The following is a 23960-nucleotide window of genomic DNA, read 5'->3' as shown; positions in this document are numbered from 1 at the left end:
CCACGCCCCAGACGGGCTTGGAATCCTTCGAGACAGATTTTCATTGTCCTTAGAAACATTGAGCCGCATTTCTTAGAACACGGCGCTTACTAATCAGAGACAAATTCTAGCACACCCTACGCCGCCACGCGGCAGAAATGGAATATAAACCATTGGTATAACCTGAATTTGTTCCTTCTATGAAGGAGCAAGATCGATGTCAACGAATGGCCATGTGGTAACGCCAAAAGCGGTCGAAATTGAAGGATCGAATCGGCGTCGTCAGAACGGAATTACGAGCGAGAAGGTCAGGCTCGACGGCAACATCGCCCGGCGCAAGGTCAAAGCCAAGGAGTTCTTCTGGTGGGATACCGAACTGCCCGGCTTTGGCCTCAGGGCCTTCGCTGCAGGTTCGAAGAGCTGGTTCGTTCAGTTCCGCCAGCGCGGCAAGCAGAAGCGGGTCACACTCGGCCGCCCACCTGAATTAGGCGCGGAGGAGGCGCGCGTCTTGGCGCGCGCGCAGTTGGCCAAGGCTGCGCTCGACGGGCTGCCAGCGGCCCCGAAGGCCAAGGGCAAGCGCGGCAATGCGACCTTGTTTCGCGACTATGCGCCGCGCTTCTGGGCCGACTATGCCCGGCACTGGAAGCCCTCGACTCGCAAAGGCAATCGCGCCCGCATCTTCAAGGATCTGACCGAGATATTCGGGCACCAGCGCGTCGATGCGATCCGCAAAGCCGACATTCTGCGTTGGCGCGATAGCTGGGCCAATCGAACGGGGGCATTCAACCGCACGATCCCGATCCTCTCGGTGATGATGGGCTACGCAGAACAGTTGGGCCTGCGCCCGCGTGGCTCGAACCCGTGCAAGGGAACCCCGCGCTTCAAGCGCAAGCTGGTCGACCGGTTCCTCAGCGCTCGCGAATTCAATCGCCTCGCGGCAAGTCTGCGTGCATTCGAGGAAAGCGACCCGATCGCGGTGCAGGCGATCCGGTTGCTGATCTACACTGGCGCTCGGCACGGCGAAGTGGTGGGGCTGCGCTGGGAATGGGTACAGCCGCCGCGCTTGATGCTGCCGGACAGCAAGACCGGAGCGAAAATCATCTACCTCAACCGGCAGGCACAGGCCGTCCTTGTTGCCATGCCGGCCAAGGCCGAGACCGGCCTCGTGTTCCCATCGGTGCGCGGTGACAAGCCAATCGCCCTCAGCATTCCCTGGCTTGCGATTAGGCAGCATGCTGCGTTGCCAGATGTCCGGCTGCACGACCTGCGGCACAGCTTCGCCTCGATCGCCATCGCTGATGGAATCTCTCTGGTCGTGATAGGCAAGCTGCTGGGCCACGCACTCGCCGAGACCACCGAGCGCTATGCGCACCTGGCCGACGAGGCGATTGCCGATGCCGCCAAGCGCGTTTCGGGTTCGCTCGCCAAGTGCCTGGGGCTCGCGGCATGACCCGCGTCAGCCTTGCTCGCATCATCGCGGATGAGCTCGCGACCCTGCGCCGCTTCGATCCGGGCGCGCGGCCCGGCGGAAGGCCGCGCCGGGTGGTCTGGTCAGAGAAGCAGCCCGGCTTTGGTGTTCGCTACTACGCGTCCGGACGCAGCACTTACGTCGTTCAGTCGCTGATGAACGGTGTCACCCGGACCATCACGCTCGGTAACGCCAACGTCCTGAGTAAAGCCCAAGCCTTGAGCGTTGCGCGGCGCATCTTGCTGCGCGCGCAGGTAGGCGAAGACCCGGCGACAAAACGCAAGGAGGTCCGCAAGGTCTCGACCTACGACGACTTCCTGACGCTGTACTGGAAGCAGGCCGCCGCGAAATGGAAGCCGAGCACACATAAGACCCATAACTACTATCGCCGCCGCCACCTCGACCACGCATTCTTCGGCATGTTCATCGACGAGATCGAGCAGTCGCACGTGCTGACCTGGTTCAACAAAGTCTCGGTCAACGCTGGCCCCGGCGCGGGCAATCGCTGCTTCGAGATCCTGCGCTCGATGTTCAACCATGCCGAGCGGTGGGGCCTACGTCCCGAAGGCAGCAACCCTTGCGCCTACATTCGGCCCAACAAGCGCCGGAAGTGCGAACGGTTTCTCTCCAATCAAGAGATTGCGCGACTGGGCGAGGTGCTCAACCGCAGAATCCATAGTCATCCGCTGCATGCGATGATCATCTATCTGCTCCTCCTTACTGGCTGTCGGAGTTCCGAAATTACGGACCTCACCTGGAGCGAAGTGAAGGGCGGGCGGTTGCTGTTGCACGACAGCAAGACCGGTCCTCGCACAGTCTGGCTCGGCGACGAGGCGCGGACGCTGCTTGCCTCGCTCGAACGACGCGGCGGATCCGATCCAGTGTTCTGGAACAAGCTGACCCGGCGTCCTGTCGGCAGCATCGACGTGTTCTGGAAAAGCGTGAAGGCCGAGGCCAATTTGCCCGGCGTTCGGATTCACGACCTCAGACACAGTTTTGCCAGCCACGCCGCTGCTCGCTCCGAGACACTGCCGATGATCGGCAAACTACTCGGCCACGCCCGGTTGCAGACCACCTCTCGCTATGCGCATCTTGATGACGGCCCTGTTCTCGACGCAGCGGAGCGGATCGGCGAACTCATAGCGGATGCTATGGGCGAGGATCATTCATTGAAATATAATACTAGGTGTGATATCGGGGCGCTGATCCATGACCGGTAAGCCGCGAATCCGCATCTACAAGAACCGCTGGTTCGCGAAGTTCGCAAGCCGGGAAGGGATCAGCGACGCGACGCTTGTCGCCGCCATCGATCACGCCAATCGCGGTTTGATCGACGCCGATCTCGGTGGTGGCCTGATCAAGCAGCGCGTCGCGCGTGAAGGCGGAGGCAAGTCAGGCGGTTATCGCACGCTGGTCTTCTTCCGCCATGAGGAACTGGCCATTTTCGCTTTTGGCTTTGCCAAGAGCGACAAGGCAAACCTCAGCGCGGCCGAGCTAAAGGTCTACAAGCAGGCCGCGAAGTTCGTGCTCGCGCTGACGCAGGCGCAAATCGATACCGAAGTGCGTGAAGAGAGAATGTTCGAGGTGAATGACGATGCCCAGGACCTATAAGAGCGAAGCGCTAGCTGCCGTTCATGAGATGATGGAGGGTCTCCACGAAGGCGGAGCCATTGATAAGCGCACGCTGCGCGAGTTCGATGACACGTGTCTTGTCCCGGCAATGCCGCTTCAGCCCGACGAGATCAAGGCGATCCGCGAGGCTGAGCATGTCTCGCAGCCAGTGTTCGCGCGCTATCTCAATGTGTCGAAGAACCTTGTCTCTGATTGGGAACGAGGCAAGAAGAGGCCCGGTGGGCCTGCACTGCGACTGCTTTCAATCATCCAACGCAAGGGGTTGGAGGCGGTCGCTTAGTCTGCTTTGTCGGACATTCCTGACAGTCCGGTTTCGGAGCACAGCTGGGACAAGCCGCAGTTCGTTCACGCCACCGGACCAAGTCCGCTTCGCGCCCAATACTGGTCATTGATGACCATTCTTCAACCACCCTAAAACGGACATTCTACGTTGAGATTTGGCCAAGGAGGCTGGACCTAACCGACAATGTGGGCAGCTTGATTCAGCGCAGGTGGACAATCGCCATTTCGTCGTTGTCACGCCGCCTCCTGGTAGCCGCACTTTGCTACAATTTGTGCCGCAAATGAAGAGGGAAATGATTGCAACACATTGATAATAATCAGTTCTTAAACCAACGCGGCATCCTTACCTCTCTGCCACTTTCTCCCATTAGTTTTCCTAAGCCGGCACACTGATTCGCGCACGAATTTCCTTGCGCAGCACTTTGCCGACCGGGCTGCGGGGCAGTTCGGGCCAGAAGGCAACATGCTTGGGTGTTTTCACGCCGCCCAGCCGGGGCCGGCAATAATCGAGTAGTTCCTGTTCCGAAACAGCGGCGCCGGGCTTGAGTTCGACCACCACCGTCACTGCTTCGCCCCAATCGGCATCGGGCAGGCCGATGACGCCGCAATCGGCCACTGCAGGATGGCCGTTGACGACCTGCTCGACTTCGGCCGGATAGACGTTGAAGCCGCCGGTGATGATCAGGTCCTTCTTGCGATCGACGATGTGCAGGAAGCCATCGCCATCGACAAAGCCGATATCGCCGGTGTGAATCAGGCCATCGCGCAGCACTTCGGTGGTGGCGCTGTCGTTGCGGTAATAGCCGGTCATGGCCAGATCGCTCTGCACGCAGATCTCGCCGGGGATGCCATCTGCCAGAATAGCGCCATCGTCGCCCTTGATCACCACCCGCGTGCCAATCGAGGGCCGGCCACAGGCCGACAGGCGGGCATCATCGGCGATGCGGCCATCGACGAAATGATCTTCGGGCCGCATAAATGTGACGAAGCTGTGGCACTCGGTCTGGCCATAGCATTGCGCCATCACCGGGCCGAACAGGGCGAGGGCCTGTTTCAACCGGCTGACCGACATCGGCGCGGCGCCATAGATGAAGTGGCGCAGGCTGGAGAAGTCGCGGGTCTCGGCACCTGGCAGATCGAGCAGGCGATAGATGACGGTGGGTGGCAGGAAGGTCGTCGTCACACGCTGCTCCGCGATCAGGTCGAGGAAGCGTGGCAGATCGGGGCGGGCCATCATCACGATGGTGCCGCCTTGCGCGACGATAGGCATGGCCAGCATGCCGGCGGCGTGAGTGAGGGGCGTGGCGGCCAGCAGCACCGGAGCCGGGTGGGGCATTTCGGCGAGATATTTCTCCACGAAGGCAAACACGGCGCGGTGGCTGAGCAGGACGCCCTTGGGCTCACCCGAGGTGCCGCCGGTCTGGCCGACGTAGGCGGCATCGGTGAGCGCGGCGAGGGAGCGTGGCGGCTGGGCTTCGTGCCCGGCGATGAACTGTTCCAGCGTGGGATCACCGCTGCACGGCGTGCCCAATGCAACGAACAACGTCACCTTGGGCAGCGAATCGCGGATTTCCCCCACCACGGCCGCCATCGCGCTGTGATAGAACAGCACGCGGACATCGACGAGGTTGAGCGCGCTGGCGATCGCCGGTGCCGGGTTGTGCGGATTGGCCGGCACATAGGCCATGCCGGCGCCGAAAATGCCGAAGGCAGCGGTAAAAGCGACCGGATCATTGGGGCTGAGCACGGCGGCATGGCTGCCCGGGCCGAAGCCAGCGGCGCCCAAGGCGGCAGCGACACGCTGCGCCAGGCCGAGCGCCTGCGGATAGCTGGTTTCAACACCGTCTAACACCGCAAACGGGCGACCATCGCAGCGCTTTGCGCCGCGTTCGAGCAGGGTGAAGATGGACATGGCTTCAGTTCCCGAGGTTGGCGAGGACGGCGCGCATCATGTCGGCCTGGCCCCGCCTGGCGGCGTTCGACAGCCCGGCGGTGAGGCCGCCATCGACGACCAGGTCCTGCCCGGTGACATAGGATGATTCATCGCTGGCGAAGAAAACGGCGGCGGCGGCGATATCCTCCCCGTTGCCGGCGCGGCCGATGGGCATGGCCTTCGCAAAAACGTCCTGCAACGCGGCCAGCGCGCGGTCTTGGTGGGCGGCCTGGATGCCCAGCGACTGCAGGAAGATCGGCGTGGGGATGGCGCCCGGCGACACCGTGTTCACACGGATGCCGTGATCGGCCAGTTCCAGCGCCATGCAACGAGTGAAGTGGCAGACCGCTGCCTTGAGCGCGCTGTAGAGCGAGGGCGATGAATTGGCCCGGTGCGCGGCGGTCGAGCCGTTGTTGAGGATCGAGCCGCCGCCCTGCGCCTGCATCACGGCGGCGACATGCTTGGTCATCAGCACGACGCTGCCAAAGATCGCCATGGAACTGCTGACAATCTCTTCGGCCGACAGCGCCGTGACCGGGGTGTCGCGCAAGGCCGGGGCGGCGTTGTTGAACAGGAAGTCGATACGCCCGCCGCCAAGATCCTGCGCGGCCTTGACCAGCGCGATGACGTCGGCCTCATCGGTCACGTCGGCGCGCAGGAAGCGGGCGCCCGGGCCGATCTCGGCGGCGATGGCTGCGCCAGCTTCGCTGGAGCGACCGCAGAACAGCACGTTCGCGCCTTCGGCGACGAAGCGCCGGACAACGTTGATGCCCATGCCCGATGTCGCCCCGGTGATGAGGGCCGTCTTGCCGGCCAGTCGCTGTGTCATAACACCAGTTCCCTTCAATAAACCGACGGAAGGCCGGCGCCCGGTACATCCACGTGCACCGTAAACAGTCGCCCGGTTGGATTGCCCGCCATCACCGAGCGGTCATAGCTGTCCGAGGCAGTGATCAGCAGCGTGCGGCCATCGGCGCCGCCCAGGGCGACGGCGGTGCCCAAGGTGCTGCCCATGTCGACCTCGTCCAGGACGGCGCCGCCTTCGGCGACCCGCAAGACGCGGCCATGCACGGCGACCCAGACGGCGCCGCTGGCATCCAGGCACATGCCGTCCGGCATCTCGCCGGGCAGCGCGGCAAAGCAGGTGCGTTCGCCGAGCGTGCCATCGGCGGAGAGCGCGAAGGCGTGGATGCACTGATCGAGCGAGTCCGCCACCAGCAAGCGCTTGCCGTCAGGCGTGATCACCATGCCGTTGGGGAAATTCAGGTCCTTTGTGGCCACGGAAACGCGGCCATCGGCATCGACGCGGGCCAGCACGCTTGGCTGGGCGGCGATCTCGCCGCGGGCATAGGCGACGAAATCGAAGCTCACCGTGTCGATGAAGCAGACCCCGGCGTCCGTCCGGATCATGTCGTTGATGCCAAAGGGCGCGATCTCGGCGAGCGAGGCGATCATTTCGGGCGCAGCATCGGGTTGGTCGAGATGAACCCGCACCAGGCTGCGGCTGCGCGCGTTGGTGACCAGCAGCGTGGTGTCGCTTTCAAAGGCGGTGCCCGACACCCAGTCCGGCCCCTGATAGACTTGGCGGCGCTGACCGTCAGTGGATACGGCGAACACCTGGCCGCGATCGATGTCGGTGACGATGAATTCTCCGCGGCCGGCGTGCCAGCGCGGCGTTTCGGGGAAAAGATAGCCTTCGGCGAACAGGGTGGGGGTGTGCTTCATGGTCTGTGTCCTCAATACTGGCTCTGGAGAATGGTGACGACGGCGGCGCCTTCTTCGATGCCGAGCAGGCCGCCGCTGTTTTCCTGCAGCGCGGTGCGCGCGCCACTGACCTGGCGGGCGCCGGCGGTGCCGCGCAGCTGCTGGGTCAATTCATAAATCTGGCCGAGGCCGGTGGCGCCGATGGGGTGGCCCTTGGATTCAAGTCCGCCCGACGGGTTGACCGGGATGCGCCCGCCGATCCGCGTCTCGCCGCGCTCGGCCAACGGGCCGCCGTCGCCCATGGCGCAGAAGCCCAGCAGCTCGGTCATGAAGATCTCGCCAAACGCGGCCGCATCATGCACTTCGGCGACATCGATATCGCCTGGGCCCAGCCCGGCACGTTCATAGGCGGTCAGCGCCGCGCGCCGGGCCACATGCGCTTCGAAATCGGCAAAGTCGCGCGTGGTGGCCGAGGTCAGCTCGCAGGCCTTGATCAGGATGGACGGCGCCTGTCCCTGCAACTTTTTCAGCCCGGCATCGGTGCACAGCAGCACCGCCGCCGCGCCGTCAGACAGCGGCGAGCACATCGCCACGGTGAGCGGATAGCCCAACGGCCGTGACGCCAGCACCTCATCAACCGTCATCGCCTTGCGGTAATGGCATTTTTCATTGTGGACCGAATGATCATGGTTCTTGGCCGCGACGATCGCCAGCTGGCGTTGCGTGGTGCCGAAGCGCGCCATGTGGGCGCGGCACAGCGCGGCATAGATATCCATGAAGCGGGTGCGGTGGCCGTCGCCGGAGGGGCCATCGACACCAGCGCCCAGCCGCAGCAGATCATCAAGCGCTTCATCTCCTGCGCTGACGTCCATGCCGCCTTCAAAGGCGCGCATGACGGTGGCGCGCTGCGCCTCGCCGTCGAAGACCATCTTTTCCACGCCCACGGCGAGCACGATATCGGCGGCACCGGAACGCAGATGCTGGCAGGCCAGCCACAGCGCGGTCGATCCGGACGCGCAGGCGTTTTCGACGTTGACGATCGGCACGCCTTCAACGCCTGCGTGGCGCAGCGCGATCTGGCCGGGGATCGACAACTGGCCTTCAAGCAGGCCCTGTATCGTGTTGGAGAAATAGGCGGCCTGCACGGCGCCAGGCGTGGCGCCGGCATCGACCAGGCAGGCCGCGACGGCCTCTGCGGTGAGCGATTTGACCGTGGTACCTGGGTTGGGGCCGAACTTCGTCATCGCGACGCCTGCGATATGAATGGTCGTCATCTTCCGCGGTTCCTCAAATGGGCCGTCGCGGCTGCGTGAGCAGCGACGGGCTGGTAACAGTTTGCGGCGACCTTGGTGCCTTTGGGCAGGCCCAGCGCCAGCAGGCCGCAAGCAATGCGGCCGGAAAGCATGCCGACCAGATCCAAGCTCCAGGTCTGACGGTTCTGCACATAGGCGTTGGCGGCGCCTTCCATGACCCACCTGCGGTCAGAGAAGTCGGTGATAGCCATCGCTCCGTCTCCCTCAATAGCGGCCAAGATCATACCGACTTGTCCAGCGGAGCAGCGTTGCCGGCTGACGGCGTGTCGGGTTCGCCATCGGTCTTGCCATCTAGCCTAGCGTAACAATTTCAGGCTGCGGTGACTTCGCCTGCGCTGTACTTAGCCCGGAAACGAGCGCCGCGGAGAGCAGAACGGCAGGTGCGGCACGAGCTGCGACACCGATAAATTCTCGCTCTCCACGGCGCATCGCTTAAAAGCTCATCCGGGCAGTCACACCAACCTGCCGCGGTGCACCAAGGTAGTTTTGAAAGCCTGAGGTTGTTCCAAAGAGGCTCAGCACACCCGATTGTTGCACAATGGTTTTGTTGAACAAGTTGCTGGTCCAGAATGATAAGTCCAGCCCATTATCGAAGCGCACCCCAAGCCGCGCGTTGACCAGCGCAAAGGCCGCCTGGACGTGGCGCGGATCAAGGCTGGCGCTGTTGACATTGGCCTTGCTCTGCCAGTTGAAGTCGGTCCGGGCATAGAGTTCGCCCAGCGGCACCGGGTGTTCGTATTGCAGCGCGCCGGTCACCCGCCACTTGGGGGCAAGCGGCAGCTGGTTGCCGGACAGGTCGCAGCTGGTGAAGGCTCCGGTGCCGGTCGGATTGGCATTCGGGGCACGCCCGAACCAGCAGGCACCGCCGGTGTACTTCTTGAATTCGGCGTCGATGTAAGCCCCACCGAGGTTCAGGGTCAGCCCCTTGGCCAGCCTGAAGGTGCCCTCGGCCTCAACGCCGGTCACCTGGACCTTTTCAGCATTGTTGACGAGGAATTGCAGGCCCACGAAGCCGGCATTCTGGTAGTTGGTATAGTCCGAGCGGAACAGGCTGACCGCCAGACGGGCCCGGCGATCGGCCAGGTCGAACTTGCCGCCCAGTTCCCAGTGATCGACGCTTTCCGCACCAAACCCGCGCAGGGCCGGAACAGCACTGCCGAAACCGATGTTGTGCCCGCCCGACTTCGATCCGCGGGCGAAGCTGACATAGACCAGCGTATCGTCGTTCGGCGTCACGTTGGCGGTAACGTTCCAGGTGACATTGTCATCCTTGATCGTCGGCAAGGGGCCGTTGATCGGCACGCCGGCAGGGAAGGTGACGCCGGGGACCAGGCTGGCGGTCAGGATGTTGATCCCGGCCAGCGGATGGCCGACCGGCAGGTTGGGATTGGGAGTGAAGGTCGCGCTGTTGGCGATCGAGGCCTTCTTGGTTTCGGTCTGCCAGCGCAGCCCGCCGGTCAGGGCGAGGAGATCGCTGAACCGGTAAGTGGCCTGGCCGAACACCGCGAAGTACTTCGAACTGGCGCGCGAATCCTGGAAGCCCTTGTCGCCGGGCTGGCCCTGCACAACCTGGGGCGGAAGCAAGGGTGAGAGTGCAAAGAGGGCGGCGGCGGGCTGGGCTTCGAACATCGCCGTGCGTCCGCGATTCCCGCGTTCGAACCTGGTATCCAGATAGTAGCCGCCGATCAGCCATTCGACCGTCCCGCCGGACGGGGAGATCAGCCGCAGTTCCTGCGAGAAGCTCTCGCCGGCCTGGGTGTCATGAAAGGTGAACAGCGGCAGCGAGACCTGATCAATGTCAGTTGCCAGCAGTTCGCTTTCATACTGCGACCAGGCGGTGATCGAAGTCAGCGTCGCGAGGCCGAGATCGGCGGTCAGCGTGCCCGAAACCATGTCCGAGCTGCTGTTGGAACGGTTGGGATCGGTGGTGCAAATGATCCGGTTGGTCGGGTTGTTGTCGGGACAGGCGGTCACACCGAACCGGGCATTGAGCACCGGATTGTTGTCCAGCACAAAGCTGGGCTCGGGCGCAACGCCGCGATAGAGGTCCGGATTGGTGCCGTTGCTGTCCAGCACCTCGCTGCGGGCACCGGTGATGTTGACGGTGATGGCGTCTGACAGGTCGAACTCGATCTGGCCGCGCAGGGCATAGCGCTTCATTTCGTTGGGCTGCTCCACGGCCGTCAGGTTGCGAAAGCTGGCTCCGGCTTCGTAGAAAACACCGGTCAGGCGCACCCGGACGCGGTCGGTGACCGGTCCGGACAGCGAGCCTGCCAGGCGGTAGGCCAGCGGCGTGCGGCCGCCGTCGATCCAGCCCAGCGTCGCTTCGACGCTGCCTTCGAACTGGTTCGACGGACGCTTGGAGACAACGCTGATCACGCCGGCGGTGGCATTTTTGCCATGCAGGGTCGATTGCGGGCCCTTGAGCACTTCGACCCGTTCGATATCGACCAGATCATCGACGCCAAGCCCGGTGCGCGGCATGTAGACCCCGTCGATAAACAGGGCGACGCTGGGTTCGAAGGTCGGGATATTGGGATCGGTTCCCAGCCCGCGAATACGATAGCTTTGCGCCAGCGGCTGGTTGTTGGCGACCAGCGAGAGCGAGGGGACAAGGGCCGCGACACCGGCAATTCCGGTCGCGCCGGAATCGCGCAGCGTGTCCGCCCCGATGGCAGAGATCGAAATCGGCACATCCTGCAGCGATTGCTCGCGCTTTTGCGCGGTGACGACGATTTCCTCGATGCCATCGTCTTCTGCTGGTGCATCCTGTGCCAGCACCGGACTTGCATGAAGCATCGCTGCGATCGTCATGCCACTCGCGCATGCGAGCCAGATCTTATCCTGGGTCATAGACAAAACCTCCCTGCCCCGCCGTTGCGGCGAGTTGTTGAAATCAGCAGTTACGTTGAAAAATCTTTAGTTTAGATCATGTCCCGTCCTCGACGGGATCGTTCAGGTTGCGCAGCATCAACCGCGTCACATCCAGCAGCATCTGGCGGTATTCGGCGCGGCTGAGCCGCTCGGCTTCAAGGCGCTGTTCAGCGTGGATACCCACCATCATCGACAGCAGCGCCGCCGCAGTCTGGTAGACGCGCCGCCCTTCCACACCGGTTTCCCGGCTGAGCTCTGCCGCGATCAGCTGGCGCAGATGTTCGTGGAACCCGGCATAGACCGGGCGGAAAACTGGATCGTCGCTGAACTCTACCAGCATGCGCGCAAAGAAATCGGCCGTCGCTGAATTGTCGAACGCGCGGTCCAGCCGCTGCATCAGATCGAGCGTGCCAGAGTCTTGGGCCGGCACCAGATTGGCCTTGGCCCGCTCGAGCGCTTCCTCAAAGCAAGCCTCCAGCAAGCCAGCCTTGGTCTTGAAATGGAAGAATACCGTGGCCTGGCTATAGCCGGCATGCTCGGCAATTTCGTCGGTCTTGGTGCGGGAAAAACCCTGCTTGCCAAAGATCAGTGTGGCCGACTCGAGAATCTTGCGCCGCGCTTCGGCGGAATTCTTCGAGACACCGCGCACCCGGCCTTTTGCGGGCGTCAGCGAAGCGGATTCGAGTTTGTCGGCCTTTCCCATGACGCCCATATGGCACAGTCGAAAAGTCTGAGCAAGAACTTATTTGAGCCATGACTCAATTAGGTTCATAGTCTAAGCATGCTAGTCGCGCGCGGCGGTGATCGAGATAAGGCAGGATGCGTCGATCCTTCCACCAATGGCTCTGAGTCTCACTGAGTCCAACAGGTTGTGGGCGGCATTGCTGAAACCTTCGACATGAATGAACGGCTGGTTCAAATCGGCTTGGCGCATAGCTCGAACGTCAGCAATGTCAGCGAGATAGGACAGTCTCAAACGCCGCTGGGCTGTGGCTCCACTACATCGAACTTTCATCCCTTCCACAAACTTAGTGACAATGCGCCGAGCCCAAATTCCGAGTTGGTTCACAAGCACACCGTACGCAGTGGCCTGCATAGAATAAGATATTGATAATGCTTGCAAAAATGCCGTTTTTCGGGAGAGTGCAGAGATGAATTGGCCATGATCCATGGATCATCTGGCAATATGGCGGGCAGGGTTCACAGGCCTATCACTCTGTAATGTCTTATTCCTTCCGGCATTGACCGAACCTTGCCGATGATCCATCCTGCTTGTTGCCTTCCGCAAGGTCGAACCATGTTTGCAAGGGACTCTTGGAGTCACGAACATGGCAGTTTCTGCAAAGGTCCAGGCCTATATTCCCTTCGCGGTTGCTGACTGGATCAAGTCGCGTGCCGAGGAGGCGGAGGTTTCCGTCAGCATCGTCGTCCGAGACCTGCTGGTCGAGGCGTGGAGCGATGAATATCAGTCCCGAAGAGGGCCTGCCGCGCTCGACCCGGTGCGGCAGAACCTGTTCATCACCGTCGCGCTTGATGCGATCCTCTCGAGCCTTGGCGATGGCACGCTGCGGCAGCGAACCCACGATGCTTACAAGCGCCGGTTGGAGCGACATGGCTTGTTAGATTGATCGCGTCAGGTCTGAACAGTGGCACAGAACCTCGCCCAATCGGCCATCATCTCGCGGCGCTTTTCGAGGTAGTTGGTGCGCCGGTAGGCGGCTTCGACCTTGTTCGCGACTGTGTGCGCCAGCGCCGCTTCGGCGACCTCGCCGGGGTAGCTGGTCTGCTCTGCTGCCCAGTCACGGAAGGCCGAACGGAAGCCGTGCACGGTGTAGGGCAGGTCGGCGTAGCGCAGGATCTTGAGCAGGGTCATGTCGGACAGTGGACGGCGCACGTCGCGTCCCGGGAAGAGCAGGTTGCTGCAAGGGGCATGGTACTGCCTGGCGCGCTCCAGCACGTCGATTGCAGCGTTGGAAAGGGGAACAACATGTTCCTTGCCGACCTTCATCCGGGAAGCAGGAATGGTCCAGAGCTTGGCCTCCAGATCGATCTCGTTCCACTTGGCTCCGCGCACTTCTCCCGACCTTGTTGCGGTCAGGATCAGGAACTCAAGGGCCAGCCTTGGCACGCTCAATCGGGCATGAAGATGGGCCATGAATGAGGGAACCGCACCATAAGGCATGGCGGCGAAATGGCCGTCCTTCTTGGGCTGCCTTGGCAGTACTCGATTGACCGAACGCATCGGCGCTTCGGTGGGGCGCATGCCGCTGGCATAGGCCCAGTCGAGAATCACGCTGATCCGCTGCTTGACCCGCCGGGCGGTCTCCGGCTTGGTCAGCCAGATCGGCAGCAGTACTTCGCGGATCAACGGACCTTCGATGTCGTTGACCAAGCGATTGCCCAACAAAGGGAAGGCATAGTTCTCCAGCGTGGTGATCCACTGGTCCTGGTGCTTGCCGTTCTTCCAGCTTGCCTTCTGTTCGGCATGGACCCGCAGGGCTGCTGCCTTGAAGGTCAGGATCTCCAACCTTCTCCGCTTGCGCTCTGCGACCGGATCGATCCCGCGCTGGATATCACGGCGCAGTTCGAAGGCCGCATCGCGGGCTTCCTTCAGAGACACCAGCGCCAGAGAACCCAGGCCGATATCGCGCCGCCGACCGTTCACAGTAGCGCGGAGTTGCCAGTTGCCCTTGTTCGGTCCCGTCAGTTCCAGGTACAGGCCGTCGCCATCGCTATAACGCCCAGGTTCCTTGAGGTTTCGAATCTGAAGTGGCGTGAGCCGGCCCATGATCGATCATCCTGTTCCGCCCCCACAATCACCCCCACACTCTAACGTGGATTTGGGGAGATCGCGAAGAACAATATAAGANATCTGAGCCTTTGCGGGATCAATCGGGCTTTCCTGGGATGATATAGATGGCGGAGCGGGAGGGATTCGATTACTAGGTCTAATCGATTGTTCCAGAAATCTTCTTGGCAACATTGGCGCACTAAGTGCCCCCTTGCGCGCCCCCGGATCCATCTGATGTAACGAGGCAGCCCGGCAGAAAATCAACTGTCTCTGCAAAGGTCGTGGGCTGCGCCTTCCTGATCATGCAGCACTAGTCCAATTTCACCAAATCAATGCCGAAATTACCGCATGAAGAGACCGCCATTCACATCGTAGGTCGAGCCTGTTGCAGACACAGCCGCTGGATCGGCGAGCAAGGCTACCAGCTTCGCAATGTAGTCGGGGTCACCCAAAGTACCGACTGGCACTGTCTTGACCACCGCCGCAAGTTTATCAGCCGGAAGCAGCTGGCGCACTGAATCAAGATCGAGCGGCCCGGGCGATATCGCGTTTACGGTGACCCCGTGTGCCGCAAGATCGCGCGCGAAAACTTTGGTCAGGGTGATGATCCCGCCCTTTGCCGCGGCATAGTGCGCGCCGGTAGCGGCCCCACCGTTTTGCCCGGCAAGCGAGGCCATGTTGATGATACGGCCAAAGCGGGCATCGCGCATCCGCTTGCCTGCTGCCTGACAGCCGATGAAGGTACCCTTCAGCGCAACGGCGGTAACAGCGTCGAATTCCTCGGGGGAGATCTCGAAGAGCGGCGTGGTGCGCGTGAGAGCAGCGTTGTTGACCAGCACGCCGATCCCGCCCCATCGCTCGTCGATCTGGTCAAGCGCACGCTCAAAGTCCGCTGGCCGGGTGACATCGAGCTGGCAGGTGATCATGTCGGGGTGCGGCAACTCTTGCGCAGCCGCGGCCAATGCGGCCGCATCGACATCGCTCATCGCGACACGGAAGCCTTCGGCCAGTAGCCGGCGACAGATCACTTTGCCGAGCCCGCCGGTCCCTCCGGTGACCAGGGCGACATTATGATGCGTCGGTAGAGTCATGGCAGGAACGTGATTCCGGCGAGTGCGTCACCGCCGTTGAGCAACCGCACCACCTTCCGCACAATCCGAAAGCTTTCGCCCTCGCGTCGCAACACCCATTCGACATTGGCGACATAAGTCCGGTGGCGATCGAACTTGTACTCGATCAGCTGTTGGGCGCTCCGCACCTGCAATTCGCCCTGCTCGGTATGCCCGAGCAGGCGGAAGCGCGAGACAGAGCGCAGAGTTCGAGCGGCATGCGCGGCCGACATCGATTCCCCACTTGTCAGGCGGCGCACGCGCATGCTGCGCATCGCGGCATCGTCATAGGCGTAGTTGAGCGTGTCCTCAAAATTGGTCTCGTCGGGGTTGACCGGAACGACATACTTGCCCACGGGCACCCATAGCGCCAGCCAAGCAGCATAGTCGCGGTTGTCGAGCAGGTCGGCTTCGAGCGCAATGAACTCGGCGGCGAGCGCCAGATCGCGAGTGGCAACAAGCGTGCTCATGCGGTCATCATCCTCTTCCACATCTGATAGGCCGCGCGCATCCCGGTTTCGGCGGTAACGTCGCCCGCGTTGCTCTCCGTCTTGTCCTCGCCGCGATTGAGCATGATCCAGACCGAATCCTCGCCCGCTTGCGAACCGCGTTGAACCCGTTCCCAGGCCTCGGCATCGTCGGGCGTGCCAAAGCCCATCGGCCCCTGAAAATGCTCATGCAGGCGCAGCCGCGCGCGGTTGGCGGCAGCTGGTCCGCCGTCCATCCCGATCGCGATGTGCCGGACCTCCGTCTCTTCGACCGAGAGTGGCCGCAGCACGCGGAAGAAGGCCATCGAACAGGCCAGATTCGGGAACAGGTTGACGTTGAAACCCGATCCCGTGACCGCGCGCACAATTCGCCGGACTTCGTCCTCGCTGTGCTCGGCGCGAAGTTCATCGGCCAGTTCGGCAAAGCGTTCGGGGATCGGCTCGTCCAGGTTTTCCTCAAGATCGACCAGTTCGGGGATCATCACCATGACCGAGTGGCCATTACCCAGATCTTCGACATAGCCGCCCGCGTCCATGAACGAGAACAACTCGCCAGTGTCGCCATCGAGGCTGGAGAGGAAGCTCTTGTGCACGATCGGGAAGTGGTAGGCATCAGTGGTGTTTTCGAGCTGGATCTTCCAGTTTCCAGGGAAGGTGAACTTGTGCTCGCCCAGCACCTTCACTGGATAGCCGCCGCCCTGCTTGAGGAACAGGTCGATCCACGGACGAGCCCGACCGAGGAATTCTTCAAGCGGGGGGGCATCCTGATTGAAAGTCGCGAAGATCAAGCCGCGATAGCTCTCGACCCGCAGGTTGACCAAGGTGTAATCGCCTTTGTCGAAGTCCTTGTAGCCCTTGGGCATGGGTAGCCCTTTGAGGGTGCCATCGGTGCCATAGGTCCAGGCGTGATAAGGACAGACAAAACCCGGAGCATTACCCTTCTTGGCCTCGCAGATCGTCGCCCCGCGGTGGCGGCAGCGATTGAGCATGACGCGGACCGTGCCGGCCTTGTCGCGATTGACGATAACTGGCTGACGCCCGACATGGGTCGTGATCCAGTCGTTCTTGTTCGGCAGTTCGCTGTCGTGCGCCACCCACACCCAGGTGGTGTTGAATATCCGGTCGATCTCGTCCTCGAAGATCGCGGGATCAGTGTAAAGCGCGGTGTGAACACGGTCGTCCTGGACCAGTGCCGAATAGTCGCGGGTCATGCTGGGGGTTCCGTCTGACAGGGTTGGGGTACGGGTATCTCGGCCACGTCGCTCCATCGCTCGACACGGCGTGAAAACAGGTTGAGCGTGCGGAAATGGCTTATCCGCCAGGTTCCGCCGTCATTCTGGCATTGGATTGTCAGGTGCGCGCTGCGCAGATCCGCGCGGCCATCGGCATAGTCGCTGGTCTGCAGCATCATCCATTCGCCCGTGCCTTCGGCTCCGTGAAGGCTGATGTTCTCGGCGGTCAGGAAGTGCGCAGTCATCGCGAAGTGCGGTGCCGGCAGGCAGTAGGATCGGATCATCGCCACGATCGCCTCGCGCCCATCGTAATGCCCGAAGGCCTTGGCGTAGCGCCCTTTGCCTTCCCAAATCGCATCAGGGGTGAACAGTTCACCCAGCTCGGTAAATGGCGTGTCTGGTCCCAGGTCATCGCAGATCCGGAAATAGCGCGCGACCAGCTGGCGGATTGCACGCTCGCCTTCCAGCGCCTCGACGCGCGCAAGCAGCGCAGCATCGCTCATTCGGGCATGACCAGTTCGCGGCCCAGCCGCGCCTCGACCCGCATGTACTTCCACAGTCGGTATTCGCCGACCGTGGTCGTGCGAAACAGGTTGCAGACCTCAACCGCCTTGTCGCGACTATCGACATCAGCAAGGATGTAGAAGGTCCAGGGCCAGCCATTGGGCGAGGTGCCGACCATGGTCTCGTCATCGTCCATCGTGCCGATGACTTCGACCCCGTCCATCTCGCGGATGGTGCGGATCATCCCGCCGGTGGCCTTGAGCACACCCATGATCTCGCTGCTCGGCAGGTCGAAAAAGCCCTGCAGCACAGCACCGCAAAACAGCGCCTTGATTTTCTTGGTCTCGGTCATGATCTCATTCCTCTCATGGGTAGCCCGGCGGCGTGTTCAGCCCGAGCAGTGCCGCGCCGCCCGATTGCCAGGTCCCGTCATTCATGAAGGCATGCTGCGCCACAACCAGCGCGTCCATCAGCAGACGCGAGAGTGGGTGCGCATTGAAAATACCAGTCGTGCCCGACATCTCGAACGCCCGGCGGGTGACATCGGCGCCGGTCTTGGCGATATGCGTGGACACAAGCCGTAGCCGCGCAGCATCAAGCTTGGTGATCTCGCCGCCGCTTGCGGCCAGGCTCCAGACCCGATCGGTCTCTTCATAAAACCAGGCCCGCGCTGAACAGAGCTGGGCTTCCATCTGGGCCAGCGCGATCTGCACGCTCGGCCGCTCTGCCATCAGCGGCGCGCCGGTGATCGATTGCTTGGTCCCCATCCGGATCAATTCGTCGATTGCCTCGCGCGCAACGCCAGCGCCGACAATGGCCAGAACCTGCGCGGCCATGGCCATGGTCGGGTAACGATAGGCGGGTGTATCAATCGACGGCGGGGCCCCACGGATCAGGGTGTAATGTTCGGGAACCAGCACATCATCGACAACCAGATCGTGGCTACCGGTGGCAAACATGCCCATGACGTCCCAGTTTTCTTCAATCGTCACCCGGTCGCGCGGCATCACCGCCATGCGGGGCAGGCCGCCGCCTTCTCCTTCGGTCTTGATGCCGACCCCGATCAGCGAGGCCCCCATCGAACCTGAGCCGAAACCCCAGCGACCCTTGACCCGATATCCACCGCTTTCGGCGATGGCAGTCTGCGGCGGGAACACTGCACCGGCAAATACCACGTCGGGACTCTCGCCGTAGATCTCTGCCAAAGTGTTCGCCGGCAATGACGAGAGGTACTTGGTGGCAAAGCCAAAGCTTGCCACCCAGCCGGCCGATCCGTCTGCGGCCGAGATCGTCTCGATCAGCCGAAGAAAGGTCGCGGCATCCATTCCGCCGCCGCCGAACTGCTCGGGAACGAATGCGCGATAGATCCCCAGCGCCTGAAACTGTGCGACCAGGTCCTGCGGGATATGCCCTAGCTTGTGGAGTTCACGGCGGCGCTGGCGGATCTCGGCCAGCATCGGCGCGATCGCGAAGGGCTCGGCCGATCTCGATTGAGCAACGTCCATCACGCTTCTCCTTTGCTGAAAATCGGCACTTGCCGCGCAAGCGCGCAGAGCTTCTCATCCTCTCCGCGCCGCCCGACCAGCTGCAGGGAAACGGGTCGGCCATCGACCTCGCCCACCGGCAGGACAATGGCGGGATGGCCCGAGAGGTTGAACGGGCGGCAGGCCAGCGTGATCGGCTTGGGCGCAGCAGTGCTGGCGATTTCCAGCAGGCTGGGTACGGAATGGGTCATGGCCGGCAGCGCAATCGCGACGAAAGTTTCAAGCAGAGTGTCGACCGCAGCAGCGAATGACTGGCGCACCGCTTCGGCGTCGGCGAGCTGCGCGTCAGTGATCTGGGCTGACATCAGCAGGCGGTCATGGACATCGCGGCCGACCAGCCCGGTTTCGGTCAGATGACCGCAGGCATTCCAGGTTTCGCGGCCAATGACGGTCAGCCCGGCGTCCGAAGCCTGCGTGAAAAGGGGAAGATCGGCATCGACCAGCGCGAAGCAGGCAGCGGCCTGAGCGCGAACATGGGCCTGAATTGCGGCTTCTCCATCCGGCGAATACCATGCCACGCGGGGGTTTGCCGCACTGGCCGCGACCGGGCTCCAATCGGGGGCAATGATCGCCATCGCGCGCTCGATCGTCGCGACATCGCGCGCAAAGGGTCCGACACAATCAAGGCTGCTCACCGCCGGATGAGCACCCTTGCGGCTAACCCGGCCAAAGCTGGGCTTGAGGCCGACGACTGCGCAGCACGTAGCCGGGACACGGATCGAACCACCGGTATCGGTGCCGATCGCGAATTCGACCAAACCCGCCGCCACTGCCACAGCCGAGCCGCTGGACGAGCCGCCAGGCATGAGCTGGGGATAGCGGGGGTTGATGGGCGTTCCAGTCCAGCTGTTGAGCCCGGTTACGCCATAGGCCAGCTCGTGCATGTTGGCGCGCCCGGCGATGGCGCAGCCCGCCGCAGTCAGGCGTCTGACAACTTCGGCGTCCTCAATGGCGGGCTCTGCCCCGGCGAGCGCCCGCGATCCGCTGGTGGTCACCTCGCCCGCGATATCTAGGCAATCCTTGATCGCGACCGGCTCTTTTCCCGGGCTAGGCGGAAAGGTGCGCACAAAAATCGCGGTGTGGGACATGGCGGTCATGGCACTTTCATAGAACCGAAGCGCAGAATGCGATTGTTCGATCTTGGCTAGAGCCTATGCGCCGCCAACTTTCGTCTCATGCTAGTGCCGCATCCAACGCCGAAGCCCCAGCATCAGCATTGCGGCCACGACATAGGGCAGGGCCATGACAGTAAATAGGGCTTCAACAGACCAGCCGGCTGCCAGCAGCCCACCCGCCAGCCATGGACCCAGAACCGAACCCAGCCGGCCCACACCAATCGCGATCCCGGTTGCGCTGGCCCTGATCGCGGCCGGGAATAAGCCGGGGATCATGGCGTAGATCCCAATCTGGGTGGCATTGATCGCCAGTCCGAGCAGGAAAGCCATCGGCAGCAAGATCGCACCGTCGGGCGGAAGGCGTCCGAAGACCAGTGTCAAGGCAGCGGAGGCTACAGTCACCACAGCCACAATCGGAATCAACGAGCGCCGGTAGGACAGCCAGCCCAGCGCCAGTGCCGCGATGATCCCGCCCGAAGTCAGCAAAGCGCCCGCTGAAACCGCTGTCCCTTCGCCTGTCCCGGCATCGGTCAGGATCTTGGGAATCCAGCTGGTCAAGAAATAGAACGTCATGACGCAGGCAAAGAAGATCGACCCAACCAAGGCCAGAGGTGTCCTGACTTCAATCAGAGCAGCGCGGCCTGCAGACCGGTCCGGACGCGCCAAAGCCGGGCGCCTTGCTTCATCGGCAATCTCGCCCAACCGCGCCAGCAGCGCAATATGCTCAGCCTCTCGCTCCGGTTGGCTGGCCAGAAACGCCAGCGATTCGGGCATGCCGAGAAAGACCGCGGGAAACAGCGCCAGCGTCAACAGGGCCCCGGCCAGAAACACCGCCGGCCAGCCAAACTGGGCCAACAGCCAAACCGCCAGAAACCCGCCGGCCGAAGCGCCAATCGCAAAGCCCGCCTGCATCAGAGCGACCGCCATGGCCCGTGAGCGCGGCGCTGCATATTCGGCGACCATGGTGTTGATGCAAGGCAGGATTGCTCCGATGGCCAGGCCGGTCACCACCCGCGCAGCACCAAGCGCTACCAGCCCGGACGACAAAGCCGCCGCGCACATCGACAGGGTGGCAATTGCCAGGCAAGCCAGAATGACCGGGCGTCGGCCATAGCGATCGGCCAGCGGTGCGATCAGAAGTGATCCGGCCATCATGCCGCCCAGCCCCAGGCTGAACAGCAGGCCCAATCGCTCGGGCGACAGCTCCCAGGCTTTCCCGACAGCCGGCGCGGTATAGGCCATGGCGAGAATGTCGAAGCCATCGAGCATGTTGATGCTGATACACAGCCCAATCACCCGCAATTGCAGCGCCGACATGCCCGTGCGCTGAAACATTCTCAGCATGCTTGCAGTGCACCGAAATAAGCGCTGCAGGCGGCGATGAAGGCCGCTGCCTCTTGCGTTAACGGGCTATCCTTGGGGCGGGCCAAGGCGATCGAAATGGGCGCATGATTGCCGGACAAGGGCCGTACTACCAGCTGCTTGCCATCATAGCTCAGGTCGCCCGCAGGCCGGGTTACCAGCACGGAATAGCCCAGGCCGTTGGCCACCAGACTGCGCACCAGTTCGATGGAAGAGGGGCGCATCACCACATTGGGTTCTAGCCCGCAGTCGCCGAACAGACCGGTCACATAGTCACGGCTGAGTGGTTGATCGAGCAGGATGAGCGGACCGGCGGCAAGCTGGTTCAGGCTCAGCGTTTCTGACTGTGTCCGCGGGTCATCGGCCGCGAACAGGGCATAGGGCTGCTGGGGCGTGAGGAGCTCGGCTTCCAGCGTTGGGGGTACGGCACGATCATAGAGTAAGCCCAGCGCCGCGGTTCCTGTTTCGACGAAATGGGCGACCTGCGCCTGGTCGCCTTCGATCACCTCGATCTGCAGTTCGGGATGGGCCTCGCGCAGACGGACCAGCAGACCCGGCAGATGCACGGCAGCAAAACTGGAAAGGCAGGCGACGCACAGGCTTTGCCCCGCCGCCTCGCCGCGCTGGTTCGGGGCAGGTGGCAAGCGGAATGCCGCCGAATAGGACCGGTTGGCATAGACCAGCGCCCGGCCCTGTTCAGCCAAATGAACCTGCTGCACTTCACCGAACAACACATGATGCTGCCCGACGACGCGGTCTTCCACAAGCCGACAGTCGAAGCTGGCCAGCGCGCCGCGTAAAACCGGAGCTCCAGTCGCGCCGCGCTCCCATCTGGCACAGAGGAATTTGTCCTCCCCCTTGTCGCCATAGCGTCCGGCGAATGTGTCCGAGACGAAGGCCTGATCGTCCCGCAGGATGTTCACTGTGAAAACCCCATTGGAGATGATGGGCGCGGCACCGGAGCTGTTGTCGTTGACGCAGACCAGCAGGACCGGCTTGTCGGTATCCGCCGACACCGACGACATTGCCGAAACTGTAACCCCGGCGCGTCCGGCTGGACCATCGGTGGCAACGACGTTCACTGTCGCGGCAACGAAGCTCATCCCATCGAGAAAGTCCTGCCGCAGTTGGGTCATCGCCGCTCCAGAAAATCAGCCAGCGCGCAGTTGAAAAGCGCGGCCTGTTCGACATTGCTGAGGTGCGCGGCCTCAAGCGAGACCAGCCTGGCGTCAGGTATCGCCGAGACCAGAAATTCGGCGTGTTCGGGCGGTGTTGCGGGATCCTGGCTTCCAGCAATAACCAGGCTTGGCACAGCGATCAGCGGCGCGGTGGGGCGCAAGTCCATGTCGCGAATGGCAGCGCTGCAACCGGCATAGCCCTGCGGCGCAGTTGAAAGCAGCATGGCCGCAACCCTGCTAACATCGGTGGGGCATGCCGCGCGGAACCCCGCCGTGAACCAGCGTTCGAGCACCGGGGCGACCATTGCCTCCATGCCCTTGTCCAGCACTGCAGCAATCCGATCTGCCCAGCCCGACGGCGGGCCCATATAGGCTGAGGTGTTGGCCAGGGTCAGGCTAAGCAGGCGTTCAGGCGCGCGGTATCCCAGCCACTGCCCGGTCATGCCGCCCAGCGACACCCCGGCAAAATGCGCCCGGTCGATCGAGAGGGCATCCATCAGGCCGATAACGTCACGTCCCAGCCGGTCGAGCGAATAGCCGCCGACCGGTACGTCCGAACCGCCATGCCCGCGCGGGTCATAGCGCAGGATCGAATAGCGATCAGACAGCGCCGCGACCTGGGCATCGAACAAGGCCATCGCAGTGCCAAGTGAGGGCGAGAGCACCAGCACTGGTGCGCCAGCGCGCGGCTGATAATCGCAGGCGATGCGGCAGCCGTCATCCATTGCGATGTGGTGCGGATTGCTCATTCGCGCGGCCTCGTGGTCAGCTTCTCGATGCGTTTCTCATTGATCGTACTTTTGACGATCCGGTCAACATAAATGCCAGGAATGTGGATCGCGTCGGGATCGAGCGTGCCCGGCTCGACGATCTCCTCGGCCTCGACCACGGTGATCTTGCCGGCGGTCGCCATCGGCGCGTTGAAATTGCGCGCGGTCTTGCGGAACAACAGGTTGCCCGCAGTATCCGCCCGCCAGGCTTTGACCAGCGACAGGTCCGCGCGCAGCCAGGTTTCGCGAACATAGTCCTCACCCTCGAATGCTTCGACAGGCTTGCCTTCGGCTACGACGGTGCCGACGCCGGTCTTGGTGTAGAACGCCGGAATTCCAGCCCCTCCGGCGCGGATTCGTTCAGCCAGCGTGCCCTGGGGATTGAGCTCAAGCTCGAGCTCGCCCGAAAGGTATTGCTGCTCGAACAGCTTGTTATCGCCGACGTAAGAGCTGATCATCTTGGCGATCTGCCGGGTCTGGAGCAGCATCCACAAGCCGAACCCATCCGCCCCGGCATTGTTCGAGATGACGGTCAGGCCCTTTACCCCGGCCGCCTTGATTTCGGGGATCAGGCTCTCCGGATTGCCCGAAAGCCCGAAGCCGCCCGACATGATGGTCATGCCGTCGAACAGGATGCCGTCAAGCGCCGCGGCCGGAGAGGGATAGACCTTTTGCACGCGCC

24 protein-coding genes are annotated in these 23960 nt (G+C 62.6%); 5 read left to right on the top strand and 19 right to left on the bottom strand.

Annotated features, from left to right (window positions below; all coding sequences use genetic code 11):
- The first annotated feature begins 196 nt into the window (after nucleotides 1–196).
- Genes MNBBLIKP_RS06145 through MNBBLIKP_RS06130 form a run of 4 tightly spaced genes read left to right on the top strand, consistent with a single transcriptional unit; the run spans nucleotide 197 to nucleotide 3359 of the window.
- Nucleotides 197–1429, top strand: a complete 1233-nt coding sequence (locus tag MNBBLIKP_RS06145; protein WP_088308534.1) for a tyrosine-type recombinase/integrase — start codon at nucleotides 197–199, stop codon at nucleotides 1427–1429.
- Nucleotides 1426–2667: a tyrosine-type recombinase/integrase gene (locus MNBBLIKP_RS06140; RefSeq protein WP_088308532.1), complete on the top strand. Its 1242-nt coding sequence runs from the start codon at nucleotides 1426–1428 to the stop codon at nucleotides 2665–2667. The genes MNBBLIKP_RS06145 and MNBBLIKP_RS06140 overlap by 4 nt, the downstream gene beginning before the upstream one ends.
- On the top strand, nucleotides 2657–3058 hold the full coding sequence (locus MNBBLIKP_RS06135; protein ID WP_176399676.1) for a type II toxin-antitoxin system RelE/ParE family toxin: 402 nt from the start codon (nucleotides 2657–2659) through the stop codon (nucleotides 3056–3058). The genes MNBBLIKP_RS06140 and MNBBLIKP_RS06135 overlap by 11 nt, the downstream gene beginning before the upstream one ends.
- Nucleotides 3042–3359: a helix-turn-helix domain-containing protein gene (locus MNBBLIKP_RS06130; protein ID WP_088308687.1), complete on the top strand. Its 318-nt coding sequence runs from the start codon at nucleotides 3042–3044 to the stop codon at nucleotides 3357–3359. The genes MNBBLIKP_RS06135 and MNBBLIKP_RS06130 overlap by 17 nt, the downstream gene beginning before the upstream one ends.
- A 378-nt stretch (nucleotides 3360–3737) precedes the next feature.
- On the opposite strand, the gene MNBBLIKP_RS06125 is transcribed toward MNBBLIKP_RS06130, so the two are convergent.
- The 7 genes from MNBBLIKP_RS06125 to MNBBLIKP_RS06095 form a co-directional block, all read right to left on the bottom strand.
- A complete protein-coding gene (locus MNBBLIKP_RS06125) occupies nucleotides 3738–5273 on the bottom strand; it encodes a class I adenylate-forming enzyme family protein (RefSeq protein WP_088308530.1) in 1536 nt (511 codons plus the stop codon).
- Between the two features lie 4 nt (nucleotides 5274–5277).
- The gene (locus MNBBLIKP_RS06120; protein ID WP_088308528.1) at nucleotides 5278–6123 is read right to left on the bottom strand and encodes an SDR family NAD(P)-dependent oxidoreductase; all 846 of its coding nucleotides are present in this window, start codon (nucleotides 6121–6123) and stop codon (nucleotides 5278–5280) included.
- Nucleotides 6124–6137: 14 nt separating this feature from the next.
- On the bottom strand, nucleotides 6138–7019 hold the full coding sequence (locus MNBBLIKP_RS06115; protein ID WP_088308526.1) for an SMP-30/gluconolactonase/LRE family protein: 882 nt from the start codon (nucleotides 7017–7019) through the stop codon (nucleotides 6138–6140).
- 11 nt (nucleotides 7020–7030) lie between these two features.
- Nucleotides 7031–8272, bottom strand: a complete 1242-nt coding sequence (locus tag MNBBLIKP_RS06110) for a thiolase family protein (RefSeq protein WP_088308524.1) — start codon at nucleotides 8270–8272, stop codon at nucleotides 7031–7033.
- Nucleotides 8269–8502 carry a hypothetical protein gene (locus MNBBLIKP_RS06105; protein WP_140420536.1) on the bottom strand — a complete coding sequence of 78 codons (234 nt, stop codon included), beginning with the start codon at nucleotides 8500–8502 and terminating at the stop codon, nucleotides 8269–8271. The genes MNBBLIKP_RS06110 and MNBBLIKP_RS06105 overlap by 4 nt, the downstream gene beginning before the upstream one ends.
- Before the next feature lie 241 nt (nucleotides 8503–8743).
- The gene (locus tag MNBBLIKP_RS06100; RefSeq protein WP_088308520.1) at nucleotides 8744–11164 is read right to left on the bottom strand and encodes a TonB-dependent receptor; all 2421 of its coding nucleotides are present in this window, start codon (nucleotides 11162–11164) and stop codon (nucleotides 8744–8746) included.
- 76 nt (nucleotides 11165–11240) lie between these two features.
- On the bottom strand, nucleotides 11241–11888 hold the full coding sequence (locus MNBBLIKP_RS06095; RefSeq protein ID WP_176399675.1) for a TetR/AcrR family transcriptional regulator: 648 nt from the start codon (nucleotides 11886–11888) through the stop codon (nucleotides 11241–11243).
- Nucleotides 11889–12513: 625 nt separating this feature from the next.
- Between MNBBLIKP_RS06095 and MNBBLIKP_RS06085 the strand changes: the two genes are divergently transcribed.
- Nucleotides 12514–12813: a hypothetical protein gene (locus MNBBLIKP_RS06085; RefSeq protein WP_088308514.1), complete on the top strand. Its 300-nt coding sequence runs from the start codon at nucleotides 12514–12516 to the stop codon at nucleotides 12811–12813.
- 5 nt (nucleotides 12814–12818) lie between these two features.
- On the opposite strand, the gene MNBBLIKP_RS06080 is transcribed toward MNBBLIKP_RS06085, so the two are convergent.
- The 12 genes from MNBBLIKP_RS06080 to MNBBLIKP_RS06025 form a co-directional block, all read right to left on the bottom strand.
- A complete protein-coding gene (locus MNBBLIKP_RS06080) occupies nucleotides 12819–13973 on the bottom strand; it encodes a tyrosine-type recombinase/integrase (protein ID WP_088308512.1) in 1155 nt (384 codons plus the stop codon).
- A 344-nt stretch (nucleotides 13974–14317) separates the two neighbouring features.
- Complete coding sequence (locus tag MNBBLIKP_RS06075) at nucleotides 14318–15067, bottom strand: SDR family NAD(P)-dependent oxidoreductase (protein WP_088308510.1); 750 nt, start codon at nucleotides 15065–15067, stop codon at nucleotides 14318–14320.
- Complete coding sequence (locus MNBBLIKP_RS06070) at nucleotides 15064–15555, bottom strand: aromatic-ring-hydroxylating dioxygenase subunit beta (RefSeq protein ID WP_088308508.1); 492 nt, start codon at nucleotides 15553–15555, stop codon at nucleotides 15064–15066. Before MNBBLIKP_RS06070 ends, MNBBLIKP_RS06075 begins: the two co-directional genes overlap by 4 nt.
- Entirely contained in the window at nucleotides 15552–16784 is a 1233-nt protein-coding gene (locus MNBBLIKP_RS06065) for an aromatic ring-hydroxylating oxygenase subunit alpha (RefSeq protein ID WP_217896657.1), read from the bottom strand. The genes MNBBLIKP_RS06070 and MNBBLIKP_RS06065 overlap by 4 nt, the downstream gene beginning before the upstream one ends.
- The gene (locus MNBBLIKP_RS06060) at nucleotides 16781–17308 is read right to left on the bottom strand and encodes a nuclear transport factor 2 family protein (protein ID WP_088308505.1); all 528 of its coding nucleotides are present in this window, start codon (nucleotides 17306–17308) and stop codon (nucleotides 16781–16783) included. The genes MNBBLIKP_RS06065 and MNBBLIKP_RS06060 overlap by 4 nt, the downstream gene beginning before the upstream one ends.
- Nucleotides 17305–17661, bottom strand: a complete 357-nt coding sequence (locus MNBBLIKP_RS06055) for a hypothetical protein (RefSeq protein WP_176399674.1) — start codon at nucleotides 17659–17661, stop codon at nucleotides 17305–17307. The genes MNBBLIKP_RS06060 and MNBBLIKP_RS06055 overlap by 4 nt, the downstream gene beginning before the upstream one ends.
- Nucleotides 17662–17674: 13 nt before the next feature.
- Nucleotides 17675–18814 (bottom strand): acyl-CoA dehydrogenase family protein, encoded by a 1140-nt coding sequence (locus MNBBLIKP_RS06050; protein ID WP_217896656.1) that lies wholly within the window; start codon nucleotides 18812–18814, stop codon nucleotides 17675–17677.
- Nucleotides 18814–19950, bottom strand: coding sequence for an amidase (locus MNBBLIKP_RS06045; RefSeq protein WP_254912929.1), 1137 nt, complete (start codon nucleotides 19948–19950; stop codon nucleotides 18814–18816). Before MNBBLIKP_RS06045 ends, MNBBLIKP_RS06050 begins: the two co-directional genes overlap by 1 nt.
- An 81-nt stretch (nucleotides 19951–20031) precedes the next feature.
- Nucleotides 20032–21312 carry an MFS transporter gene (locus MNBBLIKP_RS06040; RefSeq protein WP_088308501.1) on the bottom strand — a complete coding sequence of 427 codons (1281 nt, stop codon included), beginning with the start codon at nucleotides 21310–21312 and terminating at the stop codon, nucleotides 20032–20034.
- Nucleotides 21306–22466 (bottom strand): LysR substrate-binding domain-containing protein, encoded by a 1161-nt coding sequence (locus MNBBLIKP_RS17975; RefSeq protein ID WP_176399673.1) that lies wholly within the window; start codon nucleotides 22464–22466, stop codon nucleotides 21306–21308. The genes MNBBLIKP_RS06040 and MNBBLIKP_RS17975 overlap by 7 nt, the downstream gene beginning before the upstream one ends.
- Nucleotides 22463–23257 carry a 3-oxoadipate enol-lactonase gene (pcaD, locus tag MNBBLIKP_RS06030; protein ID WP_088308499.1) on the bottom strand — a complete coding sequence of 265 codons (795 nt, stop codon included), beginning with the start codon at nucleotides 23255–23257 and terminating at the stop codon, nucleotides 22463–22465. Before pcaD ends, MNBBLIKP_RS17975 begins: the two co-directional genes overlap by 4 nt.
- A complete protein-coding gene (locus tag MNBBLIKP_RS06025; RefSeq protein WP_088308497.1) occupies nucleotides 23254–23955 on the bottom strand; it encodes a CoA transferase subunit A in 702 nt (233 codons plus the stop codon). Before MNBBLIKP_RS06025 ends, pcaD begins: the two co-directional genes overlap by 4 nt.
- Nucleotides 23956–23960: the final 5 nt, after the last annotated feature.

Origin of the sequence: Novosphingobium sp. B 225, assembly GCF_002198665.1 — a bacterium.
In the GTDB taxonomy this organism is placed as follows: Bacteria; Pseudomonadota; Alphaproteobacteria; order Sphingomonadales; family Sphingomonadaceae; genus Novosphingobium.
Note: the sequence above shows the minus strand (reverse complement) of the source record. Positions and strands in the feature narration are given on the sequence as shown.